Raw genomic sequence first — 18,401 nt, 5'->3', positions numbered from 1 at the left:
CTATTATAACCTCGCTTTTATAAACGTATCCAGCTTCTGTAGAAAATTCTCATTATCTTGAAAACTCATCGCTCGTGGGCCCTTACTATACTTGCCTTGTCTACGTTCTTTTGCGTGCAAATACCGCATATCAAGCATCATTGCCATCTCACTTTCGCGATATTCCTCCCCGCGATTAGAAAAAGTAGCGACGTCTTTCGCAATCAACATGCTGGCAAGCCCAATATCTTGAGTCACCACGATATCGCCGCTCTTCGCTAGATTAAGTATACGCATGTCCGCAGATTCCTTATCCGTATCAACAAAAACCCATACCTCACCTGCTGGCAAATTCACAGAGAAGTGATTATATGACGCCACAAAAGTCATTGGCAAATCATATTTCTTCGCTAGTTCACGTATCTCATCCTTCACAGGACAAGCATCTGCATCGATAAAAATCTTCATGTTTCTCCCTCCTCATATCTAATTCACTCTTATATTTGGAGAAAACACATAACCCACACACAAAAATATATTATAGGCGATCAAAACAAGAATTTCCACCGTTTTAATCGCTATAATATATATATTCGCCATAAAATCTTATTTTCCTTCTATAATTCTAAATTTTCATCAACAATTTCACCAATATGCATTAAAATATCATTTGCCGTCTCTTCAATCGCTTTATTTGTAACATCTAAGACGTAACATCCAAGCTTATTCGTGAGTTCCGTAAAAATCTCCAGCTCCGCGTCAATCCGATCATGGCTCGCATAATTACCAACCCCACTAAGTCCAATCGAAGCCAACCGTTTTTCACGAATCTGATTCAATTTTTCCTTGCTGATTTTTAAGCCAATAATCTTATTTGGATCGATTTCGAACAATTCTTCTGGAACTTGTGCTTCTGGAACAATCGGTACATTCGCTACTTTCAAGCCTTTGAGCGCCAAATATTGCGAAAGTGGCGTTTTTGAAGTTCGAGAAATTCCAATTAATACGTAGTCCGCTTGCAACAGCCCGCGTGGATTCCGGCCGTCGTCATTTTCCACCGCAAATTCAATCGCCGCAACTTTTCGGAAGTAAGCTTCATCAAGCGATCGCACCATACCAGGCTCCGAAAGCGGCTTAATTTGGTACGTTTCTTCCAACTGTGCCAGAAGCGGTCCAAAAATATCGATTATCGGTACACCAAAGCTTTTCGCGGTTTTATTTAACTCTTCACGCACTTCCTCGACAACGATTGTATGCACGATGATTCCGTTATTCACGGCCACTAAATCAACAATTTCCTCAATCATATCCGGTGTATCTACATGATGAAAACGGTGAATAAACTGCGGGCTCTTACCAAACTGCATCAAAGCCGCGCGCGTCACTAGTTCTGCCGTTTCCCCTGTCGAATCCGAAACGACATATACTGCTGGTTGTGTCATAGCCATTAGCTCCTTTCATTAAAAAGCTTCTCGTTCTTATTTCACGTTGATTTCTTCAATTTGGGCAAATTCCTTAATGAAGCTCGCTAGTTCAAACAATAGCGCCAAACGGTTATTTCGAACCGCTTCATCGTCACTCATGACAAGCGTATTCTCAAAATAGGCATCAATCGCTGTACGTAATGCTGCAAAAGCTCGCAATCTGTCTACTATTATCAGTGTTGGATAGTCTTGCTTCAACTTCTGAACAGCATCAAATAACTGTTGCTCCGAATCGTTTTCAAAAAGACTTGGGTCGATAATAACCTCGCCGCCTTGATGCTTTTTAGAAATATTGACAACACGTGCTAGAGCTTCCATTGTTGGACGGAACCACTCCGCATCGCGATTCTTATTCAGCAACTCCGCGCGCTCGATCAACTCCGGTACAACATTACTGCCAGCACTAACCACCGCATCAATAATATCATGACGAATTTGTTGGTCAGAAAGGATCGCGCGTAATCGATTTTGCAAGAATAATTCTACCTGCTCGAAAACTTCTTCACTTGGGATTGTATTCAGACCTTCTGCTCGCTCGATTTCTACCGTATCTGCTAATACGCTAAGCAGCTTTATATCCCAGTTCTTCGCTTGAATAATACGCATAATTCCTAGCGCACTACGACGTAAACTAAACGGATCCGCCGAACCAGTAGGCACGATATTCACACAGAAAAATCCAGTCAATGTTTCCAGTTTATCCGCAACTGCGAGTAACGCACCGATATCGCTTTGTGGCAATTCACCGTCCGCCGATGTTGGCATGTAGTGCTCCCGAATCGCCGTCGCCACTTCTGCATCTTCGCCTTGTAATAACGCATATTTTTCACCCATGATTCCTTGTAATTCAGGGAATTCACCGACTAAGTTCGTCACTAAGTCAAATTTGTAAATATCCGCAGCACGCGCAATTTTCACTTTTTGCGCATCGGTCATGTGTAATTGTTCCGCAATAATTAGCGCCACTTTTTTCACACGTATCATTTTTTCCGTCAACGTTCCTAATTTCTCATGGAAAACGATGTTATTTAGTTTCGCAACGGCTTCGTCAATCGTGATTTTCAAATCTTCTTGATAGAAGAAATCTGCATCAGATAAACGCGCGCGCAAGACTTTTTCATTCCCTTTCGCAACAGTTTCCAGATGCTCATGATTTCCGTTTCGAACCGTGATAAAGTACGGTCGCAATTTGCCAGCCTCGTCAACCACAGGGAAATAACGTTGGTGCTCCTTCATCGTTGTAATCAGAACTTCCTCCGGTAACTCCAAATACGCCTCGTCAAAAGTAGCGTGCAGGACCGTCGGATATTCTACTAAATTATTAACCTCTTCCAAAAGATCCTCGTCAACAGGAATCTTCCAGTTCTCTACCGCTTCAATTTCCTCAATTTGGCTCACAATTGCCGCTTTTCGTTTTGCTGCATCCGCCACTACAAACTGGCTCAAAAGTGCTTCTTCATACTCAGCTGGATTAGCAACCGTCACAGAACCGCCCAAGAAGCGATGTCCACGCGTTTCATTTCCAGTCGTCACATTCGTAATTTCAAATGGAATCACTTGATCTCCAAACAGCGCGATTAACCATTTAATCGGACGAATATATTTCAAATCATAGGCCGCCCAGTGCATACTAACCGGGAACGTCATCGAAGTAATGATTTGGCGCATCTCAGGCAATAAGTCAATCGTCGCTGCACCTTTTACTTCCTTCTCCAAATAAATATATTCCACACCATTAATTTCGCGGAATTCCAACGTTTCAGGATCAACACCTTGACCTCTCGCAAAGCCTTGCGCCGCTTTTGACCAGTTACCATCCGCATCTTTCGCGATTTTTTTAGCTGGCCCTTTCGACTCTTCCACACGGTCCGCTTGTTTTTCAGCTAGATCTTTCACGATCACTGACAAACGGCGAGGACTTGAGTAAACTTCCGTCGTTTTATATTCCAAATCATTCTCTGCAAGCCATTTTTCAACACGTTCTTGTAATTGTTTCACTGACGCAGTAATGTATTTCGCTGGCATCTCCTCTAAACCAATTTCCAATAGAAAATCTTTACTCATGATCTGCGCCCTCCTTTTCTTTCAACAGTGGGAATCCAAGTTTTTCACGTTCATTATAGAAAGTTTTCGCAATACGACGCGCTAAATTCCGAATTCTAGCGATATATTGCGCGCGTTCCGTCACCGAAACCACACCTTTTGCATCGAGCAAGTTAAAAGTATGCGAACATTTCAGCACATAATCATACGCGGGAAAAACCAGTCCCTCTTCCATTTGACGCCCAGCCTCACGCTCATACGTATCAAAAAGCGATAACAACATGTCGCCGCTAGACGTTTCAAAGGCATACTTCGAGTTCTCAAATTCCGCTTGATAAAAAATATCACGATACGAAATGCCGTCCGTCCATTCCAAATCAAACACGTTCTCTTTTTCTTGAATATAAGAAGCCAATCGCTCCAAGCCATACGTAATTTCCGATGTCACTGGCGAACATTCCAATCCACCGACCTGTTGGAAGTACGTAAACTGCGTGATTTCCATCCCATCAAGCCAAACTTCCCAACCAAGACCCGCGCAACCAAGCGACGGATTTTCCCAGTTATCCTCAACAAAGCGAATATCATGCTCCAACGCGTTAATTCCAAGCTTTTCAAGCGATCCCAAATACAGCTCTTGAATATTATCAGGTGACGGTTTCATCACAACTTGAAATTGGTGATGCTGAAATAAACGGTTCGGATTTTCCCCATAACGACCATCAGCAGGACGACGCGAAGGCTCCACATAACCCGCTTTCCACGGCTCAGGACCAATCGCTTTTAAAAATGTATACGGACTCATTGTTCCCGCACCTTTTTCCACATCATAGGATTGCAACATAATACAACCTTGTTCAGACCAATAATCTTGTAACGTTCGGATCATCGTTTGTAAATTCATCAAATCCACCTCCATAAAATTAGGCATATAAAAACCCTCGTCTCTATGCCTCCTAAAAAGAAAAGCATAGGGACGAGAGCTAAACTCACGCGGTTCCACCCTATTTGGACAGATTATACCCGATATAAATCGGCGACAAGCGCTCGATTTGTGTAAAGCCATGTTCTACATCCTACCCATTTTTAATACAAAAATCGGTTTGGCTTTACTTCGCGAAAGAGTATTCTCAAATCCCACCTTGATTTCGTTCGTGCTCGGGAAGGCCTTCTTAAAAAGTTTGACGCTCGGCTCACACCATCTCCGAACTCGCTTAGAAAAGAGCTTTTTAATACTATTTTTCCGTCGTTGCACCTATTGTATATACATTAAAATTTACCGCATTTTGAACAGAAAGTCAATCGTCATCTTCTTTTTTCGTTGGGTCTTTTAAAAGTTCGTCCCAGTTCTTCATATTATTAAGGAACTTCTTGCTCTTCAAATACAAGCCGGAATACTGCTCATAGTACGTGTCAATCGCGCGCTGGACCTCTTCTTTCGTCTCCTGTTTCACATCAATATTCCCAAGCCGATCCAACTGAAAAATATAAAATAAACGCATCAATTTCACCGATTTTTCCGTCATATGCAGTCGGTATTTATCCCGCTCAAAACAGCGATGACACACAATTCCATTCGCATACGCCGAAAAATCAAATCGACCTTCCGTTTGCCCACATATCGCGCATCGATCCATCGTCGGATACAAACCTAACACCGAAAGCATCTTCATCTCAAAAATCTGCGTCAATACCTGAGGATCATATCCTTCATCAATATGGTGAATAATTTGATAAAACAGGTTGTAAAGCGGACCATTCGCCTGCTGTTCCTCCGTCGCCTTATCGAGCAATTCACACGCATATGTCGCATAGGCCGTCAGAAAAATATCTGTCTGGATCGATGAAAAAGAAGTAATCGCTTCCCCTTGCTGCAATGTTCCTAACCCACGATTCGGGTAAAAAGTGAAGACGCCGTTTGTGAATAATTGCGTCACAGCAGCCAGCCGACTCTTTGTTTTTTTCGCACCGCGAGCGACTAAACCAATTTTGCCATACTCCTTCGAATAAATGACAACGATTTTATCAGATTCACGGTAATTGGTCGTTCGAATGACGATTCCTTCACATTTTTCCATCTCGATTCACTCCTTATACTACATTATACAACACCAATTTGAAAAAAAGGCAGATTTTCGTTTATTTAATGCTTGAGCTATTGTACAATGAATGTATTACGATAAAAGGGAGCGTTTTTCATATGATGGTAGCATTGATTTTATTTGCCGGATTCTTCTTATTTCTATGTTTGGTCGGTCTGATTGTCGGTATTATTTTACTTATTGTTAGAAAGAATAAGATGCCAGGAGCGATTATGACTTCTTCTGCAACTTTTCTTGGAATTATTTTTTGTGGCGTGTTTGCAATTAGCTTTATTTTTAGTGGGAGTTACGCCAGTGATTCGATGATGGGTAACCAATCGATGATGTACGATGATTTAATGGATGGGTCGACCTATGACGATACAGACGGCGAGGATGATCCTTACGATGACTCTGAGGAATATTACGATGAGGATTACGATTATTTTTCAGACGAATATACCGAGTATAAAGTGGGACAAGCCGCAGAGGTAGACGCTAACGTATTTGTGAATGTCACGAAAATCGAGAAATGGGCTGGTGACAAAGAGTTCCATAGTCCGATGGCTGGTTACTATGTAAAAGCAACCGTGACAATTGAAAATAAAGATGTTCGTTCGACTACTTACTATGCTGATGATTTCTTGATTTATGATAATGATGGACTAGAGGGCGATAACGCGTATAAAGAAGATTGGCGTGTCGTGGTGAAACCTGGAACCAAAGTCACCAAGGATATTTATTTCGACGTTTACGGTGATGGTCCGTTTCATATTGTCTGTTATGATGTGTCGTGGAGTGGGATGGTAAAGTAGGGATTATAGACAAAAAAACAGAACGGACTTTTTAGAGTCCGTTCTGTTTTTTTTCTCTATTAATACTCGTCGTGGTCAAAGCCATAATCATTCAAGAAATGTTCCTTATCACGCCAGCCTTTTTGCACTTTTACCCAAATTTCTAGATATACTTTCGATCCTAGCAAAAGTTCGATTTCCTTACGTGCACGCATACCGATTTGTTTCAGCATTTGGCCTTGTTTTCCAATCAAAATGCCTTTTTGCGTGCTTCGTTCCACAATAATCTGTGCCATAATATGCAGTTTATGCGTCTCAGGATTCACTTCAATCCCTTCGATAACAACAGCAACGGAATGCGGCACTTCTTCATGTGTGAACTTTAACACTTGTTCACGAATCAATTCAGAAATAATGAATCGCTCGGGATGATCTGTTACTTGATCTGCTGGATAATACATCGGACCTTCTTGTAAATGCTTCGTCGTTTCTTCGAGCAACGTCCCCAAGTTATTCCCTTGAAGTGCCGAAATTGGAATAATCTCCTCAAAATCAAGCATTTCACTGTACTTCGCAATCAAGTCTAGCAACGCTTCTGGCTCTACTAAGTCAATTTTATTAATCAATAGGAAAACCGGTGTCTCCTCTACTCTTTTCAGTTTTTCAATAATAAACTCATCGCCACGACCGTAACCAGCGTCCGCATCAATCACGAAGAAAATCATGTCCACTTCTCGAAACGTATTTAGCGCTACTTTCACCATGAAATCGCCTAATTTATGTTTCGGTTTATGAATTCCAGGTGTATCGATGAACACAACTTGCGCATCATTTGTCGTATACACACCTTGGATTTTATTCCGCGTTGTTTGGGCTTTATCACTCATGATTGCGATTTTTTGCCCGATAATTTGGTTCAATAAAGTCGATTTACCTACATTTGGACGGCCGACAATCGCCACAAAACCTGATTTGAAAACGTCACTCATTTTTTAAGATCCCCCGGTGTAAAGGCTCCTGGCAGTAGTTCCCCAACGGTTACTTCCACAGTATCACCCTTCATATTTGTTAAAACTACTGGCATTTCTGGTGCACAGAACTCGCTAATCACTTGACGGCACGCGCCACATGGAGCCACTGGACCTTCTGTATCTGCCACAATCACTAATTTTTTGAAGTGATGCTTGCCTTCTGAAACTGCTTTGAAAATCGCCGTTCTCTCCGCACAATTCGTCAAACCGTAAGAAGCATTCTCGATGTTGCAGCCAAGCACGACCTCATCTTCCGTCGTCACTAAAGCCGCGCCAACTTTGAATTTAGAATATGGCACATACGCGTTTTCACGTGCTCGTTTTGCCAGGTCAATTAAATTATTTTCTTTCATCCTAAAAAACTCCTTTTAAAATAATTTTGGTATAAAAATAAAGAGTCCAATAACCGCCGAACAAATTGAAGCTAGCAAAACGGCTCCTGCTGCGACGTCTTTCGCTTTTTTAGCATAGGGATGGAAGTCTTCTGTCGCCACATCCACTGCGCGTTCAATCGCTGTATTAATCATCTCAAATGTCAAAACGTTGAAAATCGAGAAAATTAGAAATAACCACTCTATCTTTGTTACTTTGAAAAAAACACCACAAATAATGACAATCATCCCAGCAGTAATATGGACGCGCATGTGGCGTTCTTCTAAAATCGCTGTTTTAACACCTGTAACGGCATGGATAAATGATTTCCTGAAGCGTCGATTGCTCGTGACCTTTACTTTATCTTTCGAGTCCATAAGCATTCAACACTTCTCTTTGTAATGAAAACATCACGTCTTCATCCTCTGGTTCAATATGGTCGTATCCCAGGAGATGCAGAAGCCCGTGTAACGCCAAGAAACCTAATTCGCGATCGAATCCATGCCCGTACTCGTCCGCTTGTTCTAACGCCCGCTCCGTGGAAATAATGATATCTCCTAAAATACGCGGCGCCTCCATATCCTCGTCCCAAGCAATCTCGGTTTCGCCATCACCCATTTCCTCTAGCGCGAACGAAATCACATCGGTTGGTTGATCTTTATCGCGATAATCACGATTAATCTCTTGAATCCGCGCATTATCAACGAAAGTTACAACCAATTCACTATCTTCTTGAATCTCCAGTCGCTTTGCCGCGAACTGTAATAAACCCTCGACCAAGTCCAGCGCATCTGGCTCCAATCCTTCGGTTTCATCTATTAAATCCAGCTCTAAAGTCATTGTCTTCCTCCTTACTTATCATCAGGATATTGAATACGTTGATGATAAATTCCATTGAGTGTCGAACATAGTGTTGCACGAACGATCTCTATTTCCCGAAACGTAATATCACACGCCACAAACTGCTTATCTTGCATCCTATCCTCAATAATGCTATCTACAATCGCTTTAATTTTTTCCTTGGTTGGCGCATCACACGAGCGGACAGCCGCCTCCACACTATCTGAAATATTAATAATCGCAATTTCTTTCGTTTGCGGTTTTGGCCCAGGATAACGGAAATCAGCCTCTGCGACCTCTGGATTATTCTCCTTCGCCTTGTAATAAAAATACTTCACAAGCGTTGTCCCATGGTGTTGTAACGCAATATCGATAATCGGCTGCGGAAAATGATTATCTCGCAAAATCGCGGCGCCATCCGTCGTATGCGCGATAATAATATCACGACTCTGTTCTGGCGTTAGTCGGTCATGCGGATTAATCCCGTGCAACTGATTCTCTACAAAATAAGGAGGGCGAATCGTCTTACCGATATCATGATAAAAACACCCTACCCGAACGAGCAAACTATTGCCACCAATCGCATCCGTACAAGCCTCTGCAAGATTAGCCACCATCAAACTGTGGTGATAGGTTCCTGGTGCTTTCATCATAATTTTTTTCAATAGAGGATGATTCGGATTCGCTAGTTCCACCAAACGACTCGTTGTAAGCATGCCAAATACTGTTTCAAATAGAGGAATCACACCAATGCCAAGCACAAACGAGCCAATGCCGCCTAGAAAAGCATAGCCAACTGGTACCCAAAATGCAAGTGTGAGCAGTCCTGTATTACTAATTAATAATAGCAAGAAAACAAAAGCCATATTCGCAAGTCCCACCACAAATCCAGATAGTAGAATTGCAGAACGGCGACTGTAATCCCTTAAAACAACAATACTCGCCAGTCCACTAAGTAAAATAAAGGTCGAAACCGTCACATTTACCGCAGCCGTCGCATCACTCTGAAAAACAAAGAAACTCGTCACCGAAGTAAAAATCGTCATCATGAAAGCAAACTTCTCATTGAGCAGAATCTTGATAATCATCGGGCCGAATGCTGCTGGAAACAAGAATGAAATATTGCTAATGTCCACGCCTTCCAAAAAGCGAATAATCATCAACATGAGCAATATCGCAATATACACCGATGAAAATACAAGTACATATTGGTTTTTCCGCTCTTTATCTAGATTTTTCTGCTTGTTCGTGAAGAAGTAAAGCATCACACCGAGTGACAGCAACAACAGCCCAAATCCGGCATACTGCTTAATCGGCATTTTCTGATCCAACAAATGCAATAATGCCAGCTGTCGATATATTTCCCGGTCGATAATCTGACCTTCCTGCACAATAACCTGCCCTTGCAAAATTTTAACCGGAATCACGTTAGCCGAGGCCTCTTTACGCCGATCTTCCGTCTGCGCGGCATTGTATACTTCATTAGGTACAATCGCGTAAGACAGAATCGCTTTGGCAACCCCTTTATAACTCGCTGGCAAATTAGACAACTCAATCGTATCGCGCGCGCTGACTTTCGTATCCGTCAAATTATCTTTACGCACACTTTGATCCATCGCCACATCCAGAGCATTAACCACTTCTTTTTCGACCGTTTGCAAATCTTTCACGTTCATTTGGAGTAGCGTTGCAAGCATTGCCGCATTGACACCGTCCGTAATATCCTCTGATACATCTTTTGATAACTTCCCTTTTAAAGAAGCCAATTTCTGATCGAGCGATGTCATTTTATCATTTTTGGCATCATTTATCGCTGCTTCACGGTTCACTTCCGTCACATATGCGAACAGTGAACTAACAAGCGATTCCCGATTCTGTGCCGTCTCCCGGTTGAAAACAAACACATCATCGACATCAGTCGCAGCTTTTGCCTGCTCTTCCGCCGTTTTTTGTGTATCTTCAATTGTTTGGGGCGAACGAATCGTTTTTTGAGCCACTTCGAACAATTTCACATTATACGATTCCGGCTTCACCATTTGACAAATAAGCACGAAGGCAACAATGAAAAAGACGATTAAAATGACTGGTGTTACATACCTTTTTCCCGTTCTATAATACCAATCTGTCCATTTTTTCGTAGGCTTCATATGTACCCCCTTTTCGTTTACATTCTTCTCACTTCAACTTACCTTCATAGGCTTTAATAATTTCAGCAACAAGCGGATGACGCACCACATCGAAATGCTCAAAATACACAAAACCGATATTTTTCACATCGCGCAAAACTGTCTCTGCATTCACAAGTCCACTCGTTGCCCCTTTAGGTAAATCAATTTGCGTTGTATCCCCATTCACAATCATCTTAGATTCAAAGCCAAGACGCGTTAAAAACATCTTCATCTGCGCCACTGTTGTGTTCTGCGCTTCATCCAGAATGACAAACGCATTATCGAGCGTCCGTCCACGCATATAAGCAAGGGGCGCAATCTCAATCACGCCACGATCCATTAATCGCGTTGTGTGCTCCACACCAAAAATATCATATAAAGCATCGTATACTGGGCGTAAGTAAGGATCTACCTTCTCCTTCAAGTCACCCGGCAAGAAACCTAGACTTTCGCCAGCCTCTACAGCAGGGCGCGTTAAAATAATCTTATTCACAGTTCCCTTTTTCCAGGCTGCAACTGCTTTTACTACAGCTAGATACGTTTTCCCTGTTCCGGCAGGCCCAATTCCAAATACCACATCATATTTATCAATCGTACGCACATATTTGCGTTGTCCAAATGTTTTAGGGCGAATCATTTTACCTTTCGCATTCACCGTAATTTCTTCATCATAGAGACTAGAAAAGTATTCTACAGTCCCGTTTTGTTCCATTTTTATCGCTTGTGTAACATCCCGTTCGTCCACATGGATATCTTTTAAAATGACACTGATTAGCGCTTCCAAAACAGCTGCTCCGTGTGCCTCGTTTATCTCTGTCCCTTGTAGCGTTATCGATTCCCCGCGAGTGATAATCTGCAATTCGAACGCGTCTTCAATTAAAGTAATATGTGCATCGTTATTCCCAAACAGTTCCCTAGCGTCAAAACCTTCCGCCAAGTCCATTTTTATATTCTCATGATCTGTTGGCATCCAAATAACCCCTTCACTCTAAAATTAACTTCGTGTGTCTACATTATACACGAAAGCGCAGGATTTTGGTACTATTCGGCGTGCCTATGTACGGGGAATAGTTAACAGTGATTCGTTTTTTGTTTCCGTATGTGTGACGGATTGATTAAGTCTACCAACGTTCAAAAGCACCTTGTTCAGATAGTAATACTCCATTGCTCGATACCAGCAAAAAAAGAGCCAGCGAACTGACTCTTTTGATCTTGTTTATGAAAGATATTGTTTCACGAATTTGTTAACCACATTACCGTCTGTTTTACCTTTTACTTTAGGCATCACAGCGGTCATCACCTTACCAAAATCGGCTGGGGATGTTGCACCAACTTCATCGATCGTAACTTTTACAATTTCAGCGACTTCTTCCTCGGAAAGTTGCTTCGGCAAATAACTTTGCACGATCACCATCTCATCTTCTAACTTCTCAACAAGGTCAGCTCGATCTGCCTTCTTGAATTCAGTCAAAGAATCACGACGTTGCTTCATTTCACGGGAAAGAATGGTAATTTCGTCTTCAGGAGATATATCATCTGTACCTAGACGAATGGCTTCATTTTGCAAAGCCGCTTTCAACATGCGGATAACGGAAAGTTTTTCTTTCTCTTTCGCGCGCATCGCTTGTTTCATATCCTCATTCAGTTGGTCAAGGAGACTCATGCTTCATTTCGTCCCTTCGATTAGAATTTGCGTTTTCTTGCTGCTTCTGATTTCTTTTTACGTTTTACGCTTGGTTTTTCATAAAATTCGCGCTTTCTAACTTCTTGCATTGTACCTGTTTTGGAAACAGTACGTTTAAAGCGACGAAGAGCATCTTCAAGCGATTCGTTTTTACGAACTACTGTTTTTGACATCTCTCTTTCCCTCCCTCCGACACTTAAATGGACAAGGATGCCCTAAGCTATTTGGAAACCTCGCACAAGACTAGCCTGTGAATGATTCCAAAGTAATGCACATACTATTTGCATTCACTCACTAAAAATTATAAACTAATCCGCTGGGCGAGTCAACATGAAATCGCTAACTTTCACTATTTATTTTTGCGAGCAGTTGGCGATTTATTCTCCTATACCCATTTCAGGAAAGTTCAAACGCATAAGAGGCTGCTGCTAGTAAATAAAATGGCGCCGTTTCTGTACGCAAAATTCGCGGTCCCAGCCCCACTTTGAGCGCTTTATTCGCTTCCAATTTATCAATCTCTTCCACCGAAAAACCACCCTCTGGTCCAAAAATGGCAAGGACCGATTCGCCTGGTTTCATCTGGTTGAAAACTGTGGCCAATGCGGCGGTTTCACCCTCTTTGGCACTCTCTTCGTAGGCAACCACGACATAATCATACTGAGTAAGCGACTGAATTAAGGCTTGGAAAGATTCTAAATGTTGAAAATGCGGCACAAAACTACGATGCGATTGTTCCGCCGCTTCCAAAGCAATCTTATCTAGACGCTCCACTTTTTTCTTCGCCTTTTTGCCATCCCATTTAGAAATCGAACGTTTTGCAGGAAAAGATAAGAAATGTTTCGCTCCCAGTTCCGTCCCTTTTTGCGTAATCAGTTCCAGTTTGTCGCCTTTTGGTAAGCCGCTAGCAATCGTGATGTTGATAGGAAGCTCTGTCGACTCGCTCTTCCACGATAAAACAGTTAAACGTACAAAGTCATCACCTAGTTCGCTAATCCCAGCAATCGCCGTACGCTCGTCTGGTGTGACGAGGTAAACTTGATCATCCAGCTTCATCCGCATCACCCGCACGATATGATGAAAATTATCACCCGTTATAATTGCCGTTTCACCTTTGACTTCATCAATAAAATATCGCTGCATCCTTCTTATTCACCTCGCTTGGCGTAAATAGCTACCCAATCCGTTATTTGTTCGATGTGATATACCGTCAAACCAGCTTCAATCAGCGCTTCTTTCACGATTTCTCGCTTCGGTTCAATAATTCCCGACGCGATGAAAATACCATTTGGTTTTAACGCCGCATGCACATCTTTTGGAAACATCAGGATAACCTCCGCTAAAATGTTTGCTACAATGACATCCGCTTTTTGATCGATGCCTTTTAATAAATCATTCTGCTGAATCGTCACGACGTCCTCACAATGGTTTTGCGCGATATTCTCACGAGCAGCACGAACCGCTACTTCATCCAAATCCGTTGCCAAGACACTTTTCGCCCCGAGTTTCGCACTTGCAATACTGAGCACACCAGAGCCAGTTCCAACATCGATGACTTCGTCGCCAGGTTTCACGATTTTTTCAAGCGCCTGTACACACAATTGTGTCGTTGGGTGCGTCCCCGTTCCGAATGCCATACCAGGATCCAGCTCGATAATCATTTCATCCTCGTTTTCTGGCGTATAGTCCTCCCATGTTGGAACGACTGTAATCCGATCCGTGATTTTAACCGGATGATAATATTTTTTCCAAGCCGTCGCCCATTCCTCATCATTCACCTCATTGACCTGAAAAGTTAAATCACCAAGCGGAATATCGAACTGCACCAAACCACGAATCCGCGCCTCAATCTCCGGAACCATTTTCAAAAAATCATCCGTCGTTAAGAAGTACGCCTTAATAATCACACCTTCTGCTGGATAATCCGCTGCCTGCAAATCATAAATTTCACCAAAACGATCTTCATGTTCGCGCGTTAAATCAGCAGAATCCTCAATCGAAACACCGCTTGCTCCTGAATCGTTCAGGGCATATGTAATTGGCTCTACTGCCTCATTTATAGAATGAATCTCAATCTCTGACCATTTCATTTTTTCCGCCTCATTTCTCAATAAAGAAGGCTCAGTATGTCTAAAAATACAATTCCTGAGCCTCTTCCTATTTTATTATCCTTTAAACGCGCGTTTCATTTTATCAAAGAAACCTTCACTATTCTCATCTACTTTATCACCAGTTGTTGTCGCGAATTCACGCAGAATGTCTTTTTGTTTCTCGTCCAGTTTTTTCGGAACGATGATTTTTACGATAACATGCTGATCTCCTGTTCCGTTGCCACGAAGATGCGGAACACCTTTGTTGCGTAAACGGAAAGTCGTGCCAGTTTGCGTACCGGCAGGGATTTTTAAGCGAATTTTGCCGTGGACTGTCGGAACGTCAATCTCATCGCCAAGCGCGGCCTGAACGAATGTTAGCGGAACTTCGACATAAATATCGGTGCCTTCACGCTCAAAGAATTCATCATGCGCAACGGAGAATACAACATATAGATCGCCGTTTGGTCCACCGTTCACGCCGCCTTCACCTTCACCAGCAACCCGCATTTGTTGACCATCATCGACACCAGCAGGTACTTTTAGCTTGATTTTCTTCGTTTTTGTGACGCGACCTGACCCATGACACGTGTCACATTTTTCCTTGATTTCTTTTCCAGTACCGTTACAGTATTGACACGTACGTTTGTTAACAATTCGGCCGAATGGCGTATTTTGCTCGACATTCATCGAACCTTTACCACCACAATGCGAACATTTTTCAGGATGCGTTCCTGGTTTCGCGCCACTTCCATCACACGTATCACAACTTTCTTCACGCGGGATTTCAATTTCAGCATCCTTACCAAAAATAGCTTCCTTGAATTTCAACTGCATTCTGTATTGCAAATCACTACCTTGACGCGGAGCATTTGGATCTTGACGAGCCGAACCGCCTCCACCAAAGAACGTATCAAAAATATCTTCAAATCCACCGAAACCCTGGCCACCAAAACCGCCGCCTCCGTATGAACCACCACCGCCAAATCCTTGGTTTGGATCGACATGTCCGTATTGGTCATATTGCGCGCGTTTCGATTCATCGCTTAGAATTTCGTATGCTTCGGATATTTCTTTGAATTTCTCATCAGCGCCAGCATCTTTATTGATATCAGGATGAAATTGCTTCGATAATTTGCGATATGCTTTTTTTATCTCATCAGCCGAGGCGCCTTTGGAAACGCCAAGCACTTCATAATAATCACGTTTTGCCATTTTTTGCGTCTCACTCCTTGTTCTCTCGTATTTCTCTTAACGTATTGTAACACATGTTTTAGCGAAGTAAAACAATGATTTCTCTCAAAAACCGAGAAAAAGCCAAAGCCAGTTAGACTTTGACTCTTTTCCCGCATCCATTCTTATTTTTTCTCTTGATCGTCGTCGTTTACTTCTTCAAACTCAGCGTCTACAACATCATCATTCGCTGCGCCGCCTTCAGGATTTTCACCTTGCGCTGCTTGTTGTTCTGCCGCTGCTTGCTCGTACAATTTCACGGAAAGAGCCTGAACAATTTCATTTAACGCGTCTGTTTTTTCTTTAATTACGTCAAAATCTTCACCTTTGAGCGCTTCTGATAACTCATCGCGAGCCGCTTCTGCTTTTTTCACTTCTTCTTCGTCCACTTTGCCTTCTAGTTCTTTTAATGTTTTATCAACAGTGAACACTAATTGATCAGCATTGTTGCGAAGTTCTGCGTTTTCTTTGTTTTTCTTATCTTCTTCTGCATTCAATTCAGCATCTTTCACCATTTTTTCAATCTCTTCGTCTGTTAAGCCTGAAGAAGATTTGATTACGATGTTTTGTTCTTTACCAGTTCCAAGATCTTTCGCGCGAACCGTTACAATACCATTTTTATCGATATCAAAAGAAACTTCGATTTGCGGAATGCCACGTGGTGCTGGTGGTAAATCTGTTAATTGGAAACGACCAAGCGTTTTGTTATCTTTCGACATTGGACGCTCGCCTTGCAATACGTGAATATCTACTGCTGGTTGATTGTCAGCCGCTGTCGAGAATGTTTGTGATTTCGACGTTGGAATTGTTGTATTACGTTCGATAAGTGGAGTCATTACGCCACCCATTGTTTCAATTCCTAGAGAAAGTGGTGTTACGTCTAGAAGTACAACGTCTTTCACGTCACCAGTGATTACGCCACCTTGAATCGCAGCACCCATCGCTACAACTTCATCCGGGTTTACACCTTTATGCGGCTCTTTTCCTAATTCTTTTTTGATTGCTTCTTGAACTGCTGGAATACGAGTTGATCCACCAACTAAGATAACTTCGTCGATATCTTTAGCCGATAGTCCCGCATCTTTCAACGCTTGACGAGTTGGAGCAATTGTGCGATCTACTAAATCGTGTGTCAATTCATCAAATTTAGCACGAGTAAGCGTTACTTCTAAGTGAAGTGGGCCAGCTTCTCCAGCTGTGATAAATGGTAGGGAAATTTGCGTGCTAGTCACACCAGAAAGATCTTTTTTCGCTTTTTCAGCAACGTCTTTCAAACGTTGTAACGCCATTTTATCTTTAGAAAGGTCAATTCCGTTGTCGCGTTTGAATTCAGCAACTAGGAAATCAATAATTTTTTGGTCAAAGTCATCCCCACCTAGCAAGTTATCGCCGGCTGTTGAGTGAACTTCGAATACGCCATCACCAAGTTCTAGAATAGATACGTCAAAAGTACCGCCACCTAAGTCAAAAACGAGGATTGTTTGGTCTTTGTCAATTTTGTCCATACCGTAAGCAAGTGCTGCTGCAGTAGGCTCATTGATGATACGTTCTACTTCAAGTCCTGCGATTTTACCAGCGTCTTTTGTTGCTTGACGTTGCGCATCATTGAAATAAGCAGGTACTGTAATAACCGCTTTATCAACTTTTTCACCAAGATAATCTTCTGCGTAACCTTTTAAGTATTGCAAAATGATCGCGCTGATTTCTTGTGGTGAATAGTCTTTATCTTCCACTGTTTCTTTGTAATCTGTACCCATGTGGCGTTTGATAGATGCCACCGTATTTGGGTTTGTGATTGCTGCACGTTTCGCAACTTCCCCAACTTGACGTTCGCCGTTTTTGAAGCCGACAACAGATGGTGTTGTGCGCGCGCCCTCTGGATTTGGAATAATTTTTGCCTCTCCGCCTTCTAATACTGCCACTGCAGAGTTTGTAGTTCCTAAGTCAATACCGATAATTTTACTCATAATTTTATTTCCTCCTATTGTTACCGATCACATTCTCGCAACCGGATTCTTGTTTTATTGGTTTACTTTTACCATCGATGGACGGATAACGCGGTCTTTCAACTTGTATCCTTTTTGCAATTCCATCGTGATTTCATTGCTTTCTTTTGAATCGTCACTATCTTGCATAACCGCTTGGTGGAAGTTCGGATCGAATTGCTCGCCGAGTGCCGGAATTTCTTCCACACCTTCCTTTTCGAGCGCCGTCATAATTTGACCATAGACCATTTTCATGCCCGTCAAAAGTGCTTCCATTTGTTCCGAGTCGCTTTGCGTGTCAAGTGCTTTTTGGAAACCATCCAGCGCTGGCAAAAGTTCCTCCGCAATCGATTGCGAACGATATTTCTGATTCGCTGAACGCTCTGCGATATTGCGTTTCTTCACATTCTCAAAATCGGCCTGCAAACGCAAGTAACGATCCTCAGATGATGCTAATTTTTCTTCTAACTCAAGCAAACGCTTCTCATTTTCTGTTAATTCTTTTTCTACTTCTTCATTGTGAGCTTCCATCTCTTCTTCCACGACGTTCAAATCTTCCGCCGCTTCTTTTTCAATCTCTTGCTCTACTTTTTCTTTTTTATTTTTTTGTTCAGACACGT

Annotated in this window: 19 protein-coding genes; 1 reads left to right on the top strand and 18 read right to left on the bottom strand. The window is 42.3% G+C overall.

The window, feature by feature from the left end; genetic code table 11:
* Nucleotides 1-3: 3 nt before the first annotated feature.
* The 5 genes from HPK16_RS02725 to recO all read right to left on the bottom strand — a co-directional run bounded on the left by HPK16_RS02725 (nucleotide 4) and on the right by recO (nucleotide 5,584).
* Nucleotides 4-447: a YaiI/YqxD family protein gene (locus HPK16_RS02725; RefSeq protein ID WP_181675481.1), complete on the bottom strand. Its 444-nt coding sequence runs from the start codon at nucleotides 445-447 to the stop codon at nucleotides 4-6.
* A 149-nt stretch (nucleotides 448-596) separates the two neighbouring features.
* Nucleotides 597-1,421, bottom strand: coding sequence for a pyruvate, water dikinase regulatory protein (locus HPK16_RS02720; protein WP_036094160.1), 825 nt, complete (start codon nucleotides 1,419-1,421; stop codon nucleotides 597-599).
* A 36-nt stretch (nucleotides 1,422-1,457) separates the two neighbouring features.
* The gene (gene glyS, locus HPK16_RS02715; protein WP_181675480.1) at nucleotides 1,458-3,527 is read right to left on the bottom strand and encodes a glycine--tRNA ligase subunit beta; all 2,070 of its coding nucleotides are present in this window, start codon (nucleotides 3,525-3,527) and stop codon (nucleotides 1,458-1,460) included.
* Complete coding sequence (glyQ, locus tag HPK16_RS02710; RefSeq protein WP_181675479.1) at nucleotides 3,520-4,410, bottom strand: glycine--tRNA ligase subunit alpha; 891 nt, start codon at nucleotides 4,408-4,410, stop codon at nucleotides 3,520-3,522. Before glyQ ends, glyS begins: the two co-directional genes overlap by 8 nt.
* Before the next feature lie 394 nt (nucleotides 4,411-4,804).
* Nucleotides 4,805-5,584, bottom strand: a complete 780-nt coding sequence (gene recO, locus HPK16_RS02705) for a DNA repair protein RecO (RefSeq protein ID WP_181675478.1) — start codon at nucleotides 5,582-5,584, stop codon at nucleotides 4,805-4,807.
* A gap of 122 nt (nucleotides 5,585-5,706) precedes the next feature.
* On the opposite strand from recO, the gene HPK16_RS02700 reads away from it, so the two are divergent.
* Nucleotides 5,707-6,402, top strand: a complete 696-nt coding sequence (locus tag HPK16_RS02700) for a DUF4352 domain-containing protein (protein ID WP_181675477.1) — start codon at nucleotides 5,707-5,709, stop codon at nucleotides 6,400-6,402.
* A 59-nt stretch (nucleotides 6,403-6,461) separates the two neighbouring features.
* Here HPK16_RS02700 and era read toward each other — a convergent pair whose 3' ends face one another.
* The 13 genes from era to grpE all read right to left on the bottom strand — a co-directional run bounded on the left by era (nucleotide 6,462) and on the right by grpE (nucleotide 18,399).
* Nucleotides 6,462-7,370, bottom strand: coding sequence for a GTPase Era (era, locus tag HPK16_RS02695; RefSeq protein WP_181675476.1), 909 nt, complete (start codon nucleotides 7,368-7,370; stop codon nucleotides 6,462-6,464).
* Nucleotides 7,367-7,765: a cytidine deaminase gene (locus tag HPK16_RS02690; RefSeq protein ID WP_181675475.1), complete on the bottom strand. Its 399-nt coding sequence runs from the start codon at nucleotides 7,763-7,765 to the stop codon at nucleotides 7,367-7,369. The genes era and HPK16_RS02690 overlap by 4 nt, the downstream gene beginning before the upstream one ends.
* A 15-nt stretch (nucleotides 7,766-7,780) precedes the next feature.
* Entirely contained in the window at nucleotides 7,781-8,167 is a 387-nt protein-coding gene (locus HPK16_RS02685; RefSeq protein WP_181675474.1) for a diacylglycerol kinase family protein, read from the bottom strand.
* On the bottom strand, nucleotides 8,145-8,624 hold the full coding sequence (gene ybeY / locus HPK16_RS02680; RefSeq protein ID WP_181675473.1) for an rRNA maturation RNase YbeY: 480 nt from the start codon (nucleotides 8,622-8,624) through the stop codon (nucleotides 8,145-8,147). The genes HPK16_RS02685 and ybeY overlap by 23 nt, the downstream gene beginning before the upstream one ends.
* Nucleotides 8,625-8,635: 11 nt before the next feature.
* Nucleotides 8,636-10,771: an HD family phosphohydrolase gene (locus HPK16_RS02675; RefSeq protein WP_181675472.1), complete on the bottom strand. Its 2,136-nt coding sequence runs from the start codon at nucleotides 10,769-10,771 to the stop codon at nucleotides 8,636-8,638.
* A gap of 28 nt (nucleotides 10,772-10,799) precedes the next feature.
* Nucleotides 10,800-11,735: a PhoH family protein gene (locus HPK16_RS02670; protein ID WP_425487913.1), complete on the bottom strand. Its 936-nt coding sequence runs from the start codon at nucleotides 11,733-11,735 to the stop codon at nucleotides 10,800-10,802.
* A gap of 273 nt (nucleotides 11,736-12,008) precedes the next feature.
* Complete coding sequence (locus tag HPK16_RS02665) at nucleotides 12,009-12,455, bottom strand: GatB/YqeY domain-containing protein (protein ID WP_181675470.1); 447 nt, start codon at nucleotides 12,453-12,455, stop codon at nucleotides 12,009-12,011.
* Nucleotides 12,456-12,475: 20 nt separating this feature from the next.
* On the bottom strand, nucleotides 12,476-12,649 hold the full coding sequence (gene rpsU, locus HPK16_RS02660; protein WP_036061859.1) for a 30S ribosomal protein S21: 174 nt from the start codon (nucleotides 12,647-12,649) through the stop codon (nucleotides 12,476-12,478).
* A gap of 223 nt (nucleotides 12,650-12,872) precedes the next feature.
* Nucleotides 12,873-13,616 carry a 16S rRNA (uracil(1498)-N(3))-methyltransferase gene (locus tag HPK16_RS02655; RefSeq protein WP_181675469.1) on the bottom strand — a complete coding sequence of 248 codons (744 nt, stop codon included), beginning with the start codon at nucleotides 13,614-13,616 and terminating at the stop codon, nucleotides 12,873-12,875.
* A gap of 5 nt (nucleotides 13,617-13,621) precedes the next feature.
* Nucleotides 13,622-14,563 (bottom strand): 50S ribosomal protein L11 methyltransferase, encoded by a 942-nt coding sequence (prmA, locus tag HPK16_RS02650; protein WP_181675468.1) that lies wholly within the window; start codon nucleotides 14,561-14,563, stop codon nucleotides 13,622-13,624.
* A 75-nt stretch (nucleotides 14,564-14,638) separates the two neighbouring features.
* On the bottom strand, nucleotides 14,639-15,778 hold the full coding sequence (gene dnaJ / locus HPK16_RS02645) for a molecular chaperone DnaJ (protein ID WP_181675467.1): 1,140 nt from the start codon (nucleotides 15,776-15,778) through the stop codon (nucleotides 14,639-14,641).
* Between the two features lie 143 nt (nucleotides 15,779-15,921).
* Entirely contained in the window at nucleotides 15,922-17,763 is a 1,842-nt protein-coding gene (gene dnaK, locus HPK16_RS02640) for a molecular chaperone DnaK (protein WP_181675466.1), read from the bottom strand.
* A gap of 54 nt (nucleotides 17,764-17,817) precedes the next feature.
* Entirely contained in the window at nucleotides 17,818-18,399 is a 582-nt protein-coding gene (gene grpE / locus HPK16_RS02635) for a nucleotide exchange factor GrpE (protein WP_181675465.1), read from the bottom strand.
* Nucleotides 18,400-18,401: the final 2 nt, after the last annotated feature.

It is taken from the genome of Paenilisteria rustica (assembly GCF_013820765.1).
Classification (GTDB): Bacteria; Bacillota; Bacilli; order Lactobacillales; family Listeriaceae; genus Listeria_A; species Listeria_A rustica.
Note: the sequence above shows the minus strand (reverse complement) of the source record. Positions and strands in the feature narration are given on the sequence as shown.

What these genes read in the sequence shown, in the direction of transcription:
- glyS (WP_181675480.1), bottom strand. Translation starts at nt 3,527, where the DNA reads ATGAGTAAAGATTTTCTATTGGAAATTGGTTTAGAGGAGATGCCAGCG.
- prmA (WP_181675468.1), bottom strand. Translation starts at nt 14,563, where the DNA reads ATGAAATGGTCAGAGATTGAGATTCATTCTATAAATGAGGCAGTAGAG.
- HPK16_RS02700 (WP_181675477.1), top strand. Translation starts at nt 5,707, where the DNA reads ATGATGGTAGCATTGATTTTATTTGCCGGATTCTTCTTATTTCTATGT.
- HPK16_RS02675 (WP_181675472.1), bottom strand. Translation starts at nt 10,771, where the DNA reads ATGAAGCCTACGAAAAAATGGACAGATTGGTATTATAGAACGGGAAAA.
- HPK16_RS02690 (WP_181675475.1), bottom strand. Translation starts at nt 7,765, where the DNA reads ATGAAAGAAAATAATTTAATTGACCTGGCAAAACGAGCACGTGAAAAC.
- HPK16_RS02665 (WP_181675470.1), bottom strand. Translation starts at nt 12,455, where the DNA reads ATGAGTCTCCTTGACCAACTGAATGAGGATATGAAACAAGCGATGCGC.
- dnaK (WP_181675466.1), bottom strand. Translation starts at nt 17,763, where the DNA reads ATGAGTAAAATTATCGGTATTGACTTAGGAACTACAAACTCTGCAGTG.
- dnaJ (WP_181675467.1), bottom strand. Translation starts at nt 15,778, where the DNA reads ATGGCAAAACGTGATTATTATGAAGTGCTTGGCGTTTCCAAAGGCGCC.
- HPK16_RS02685 (WP_181675474.1), bottom strand. Translation starts at nt 8,167, where the DNA reads ATGCTTATGGACTCGAAAGATAAAGTAAAGGTCACGAGCAATCGACGC.
- HPK16_RS02655 (WP_181675469.1), bottom strand. Translation starts at nt 13,616, where the DNA reads ATGCAGCGATATTTTATTGATGAAGTCAAAGGTGAAACGGCAATTATA.
- HPK16_RS02720 (WP_036094160.1), bottom strand. Translation starts at nt 1,421, where the DNA reads ATGACACAACCAGCAGTATATGTCGTTTCGGATTCGACAGGGGAAACG.
- era (WP_181675476.1), bottom strand. Translation starts at nt 7,370, where the DNA reads ATGAGTGACGTTTTCAAATCAGGTTTTGTGGCGATTGTCGGCCGTCCA.
- HPK16_RS02670 (WP_425487913.1), bottom strand. Translation starts at nt 11,735, where the DNA reads ATGGACTTGGCGGAAGGTTTTGACGCTAGGGAACTGTTTGGGAATAAC.
- rpsU (WP_036061859.1), bottom strand. Translation starts at nt 12,649, where the DNA reads ATGTCAAAAACAGTAGTTCGTAAAAACGAATCGCTTGAAGATGCTCTT.
- recO (WP_181675478.1), bottom strand. Translation starts at nt 5,584, where the DNA reads ATGGAAAAATGTGAAGGAATCGTCATTCGAACGACCAATTACCGTGAA.
- glyQ (WP_181675479.1), bottom strand. Translation starts at nt 4,410, where the DNA reads ATGAATTTACAAACGATGATCCGAACGTTACAAGATTATTGGTCTGAA.
- HPK16_RS02725 (WP_181675481.1), bottom strand. Translation starts at nt 447, where the DNA reads ATGAAGATTTTTATCGATGCAGATGCTTGTCCTGTGAAGGATGAGATA.
- ybeY (WP_181675473.1), bottom strand. Translation starts at nt 8,624, where the DNA reads ATGACTTTAGAGCTGGATTTAATAGATGAAACCGAAGGATTGGAGCCA.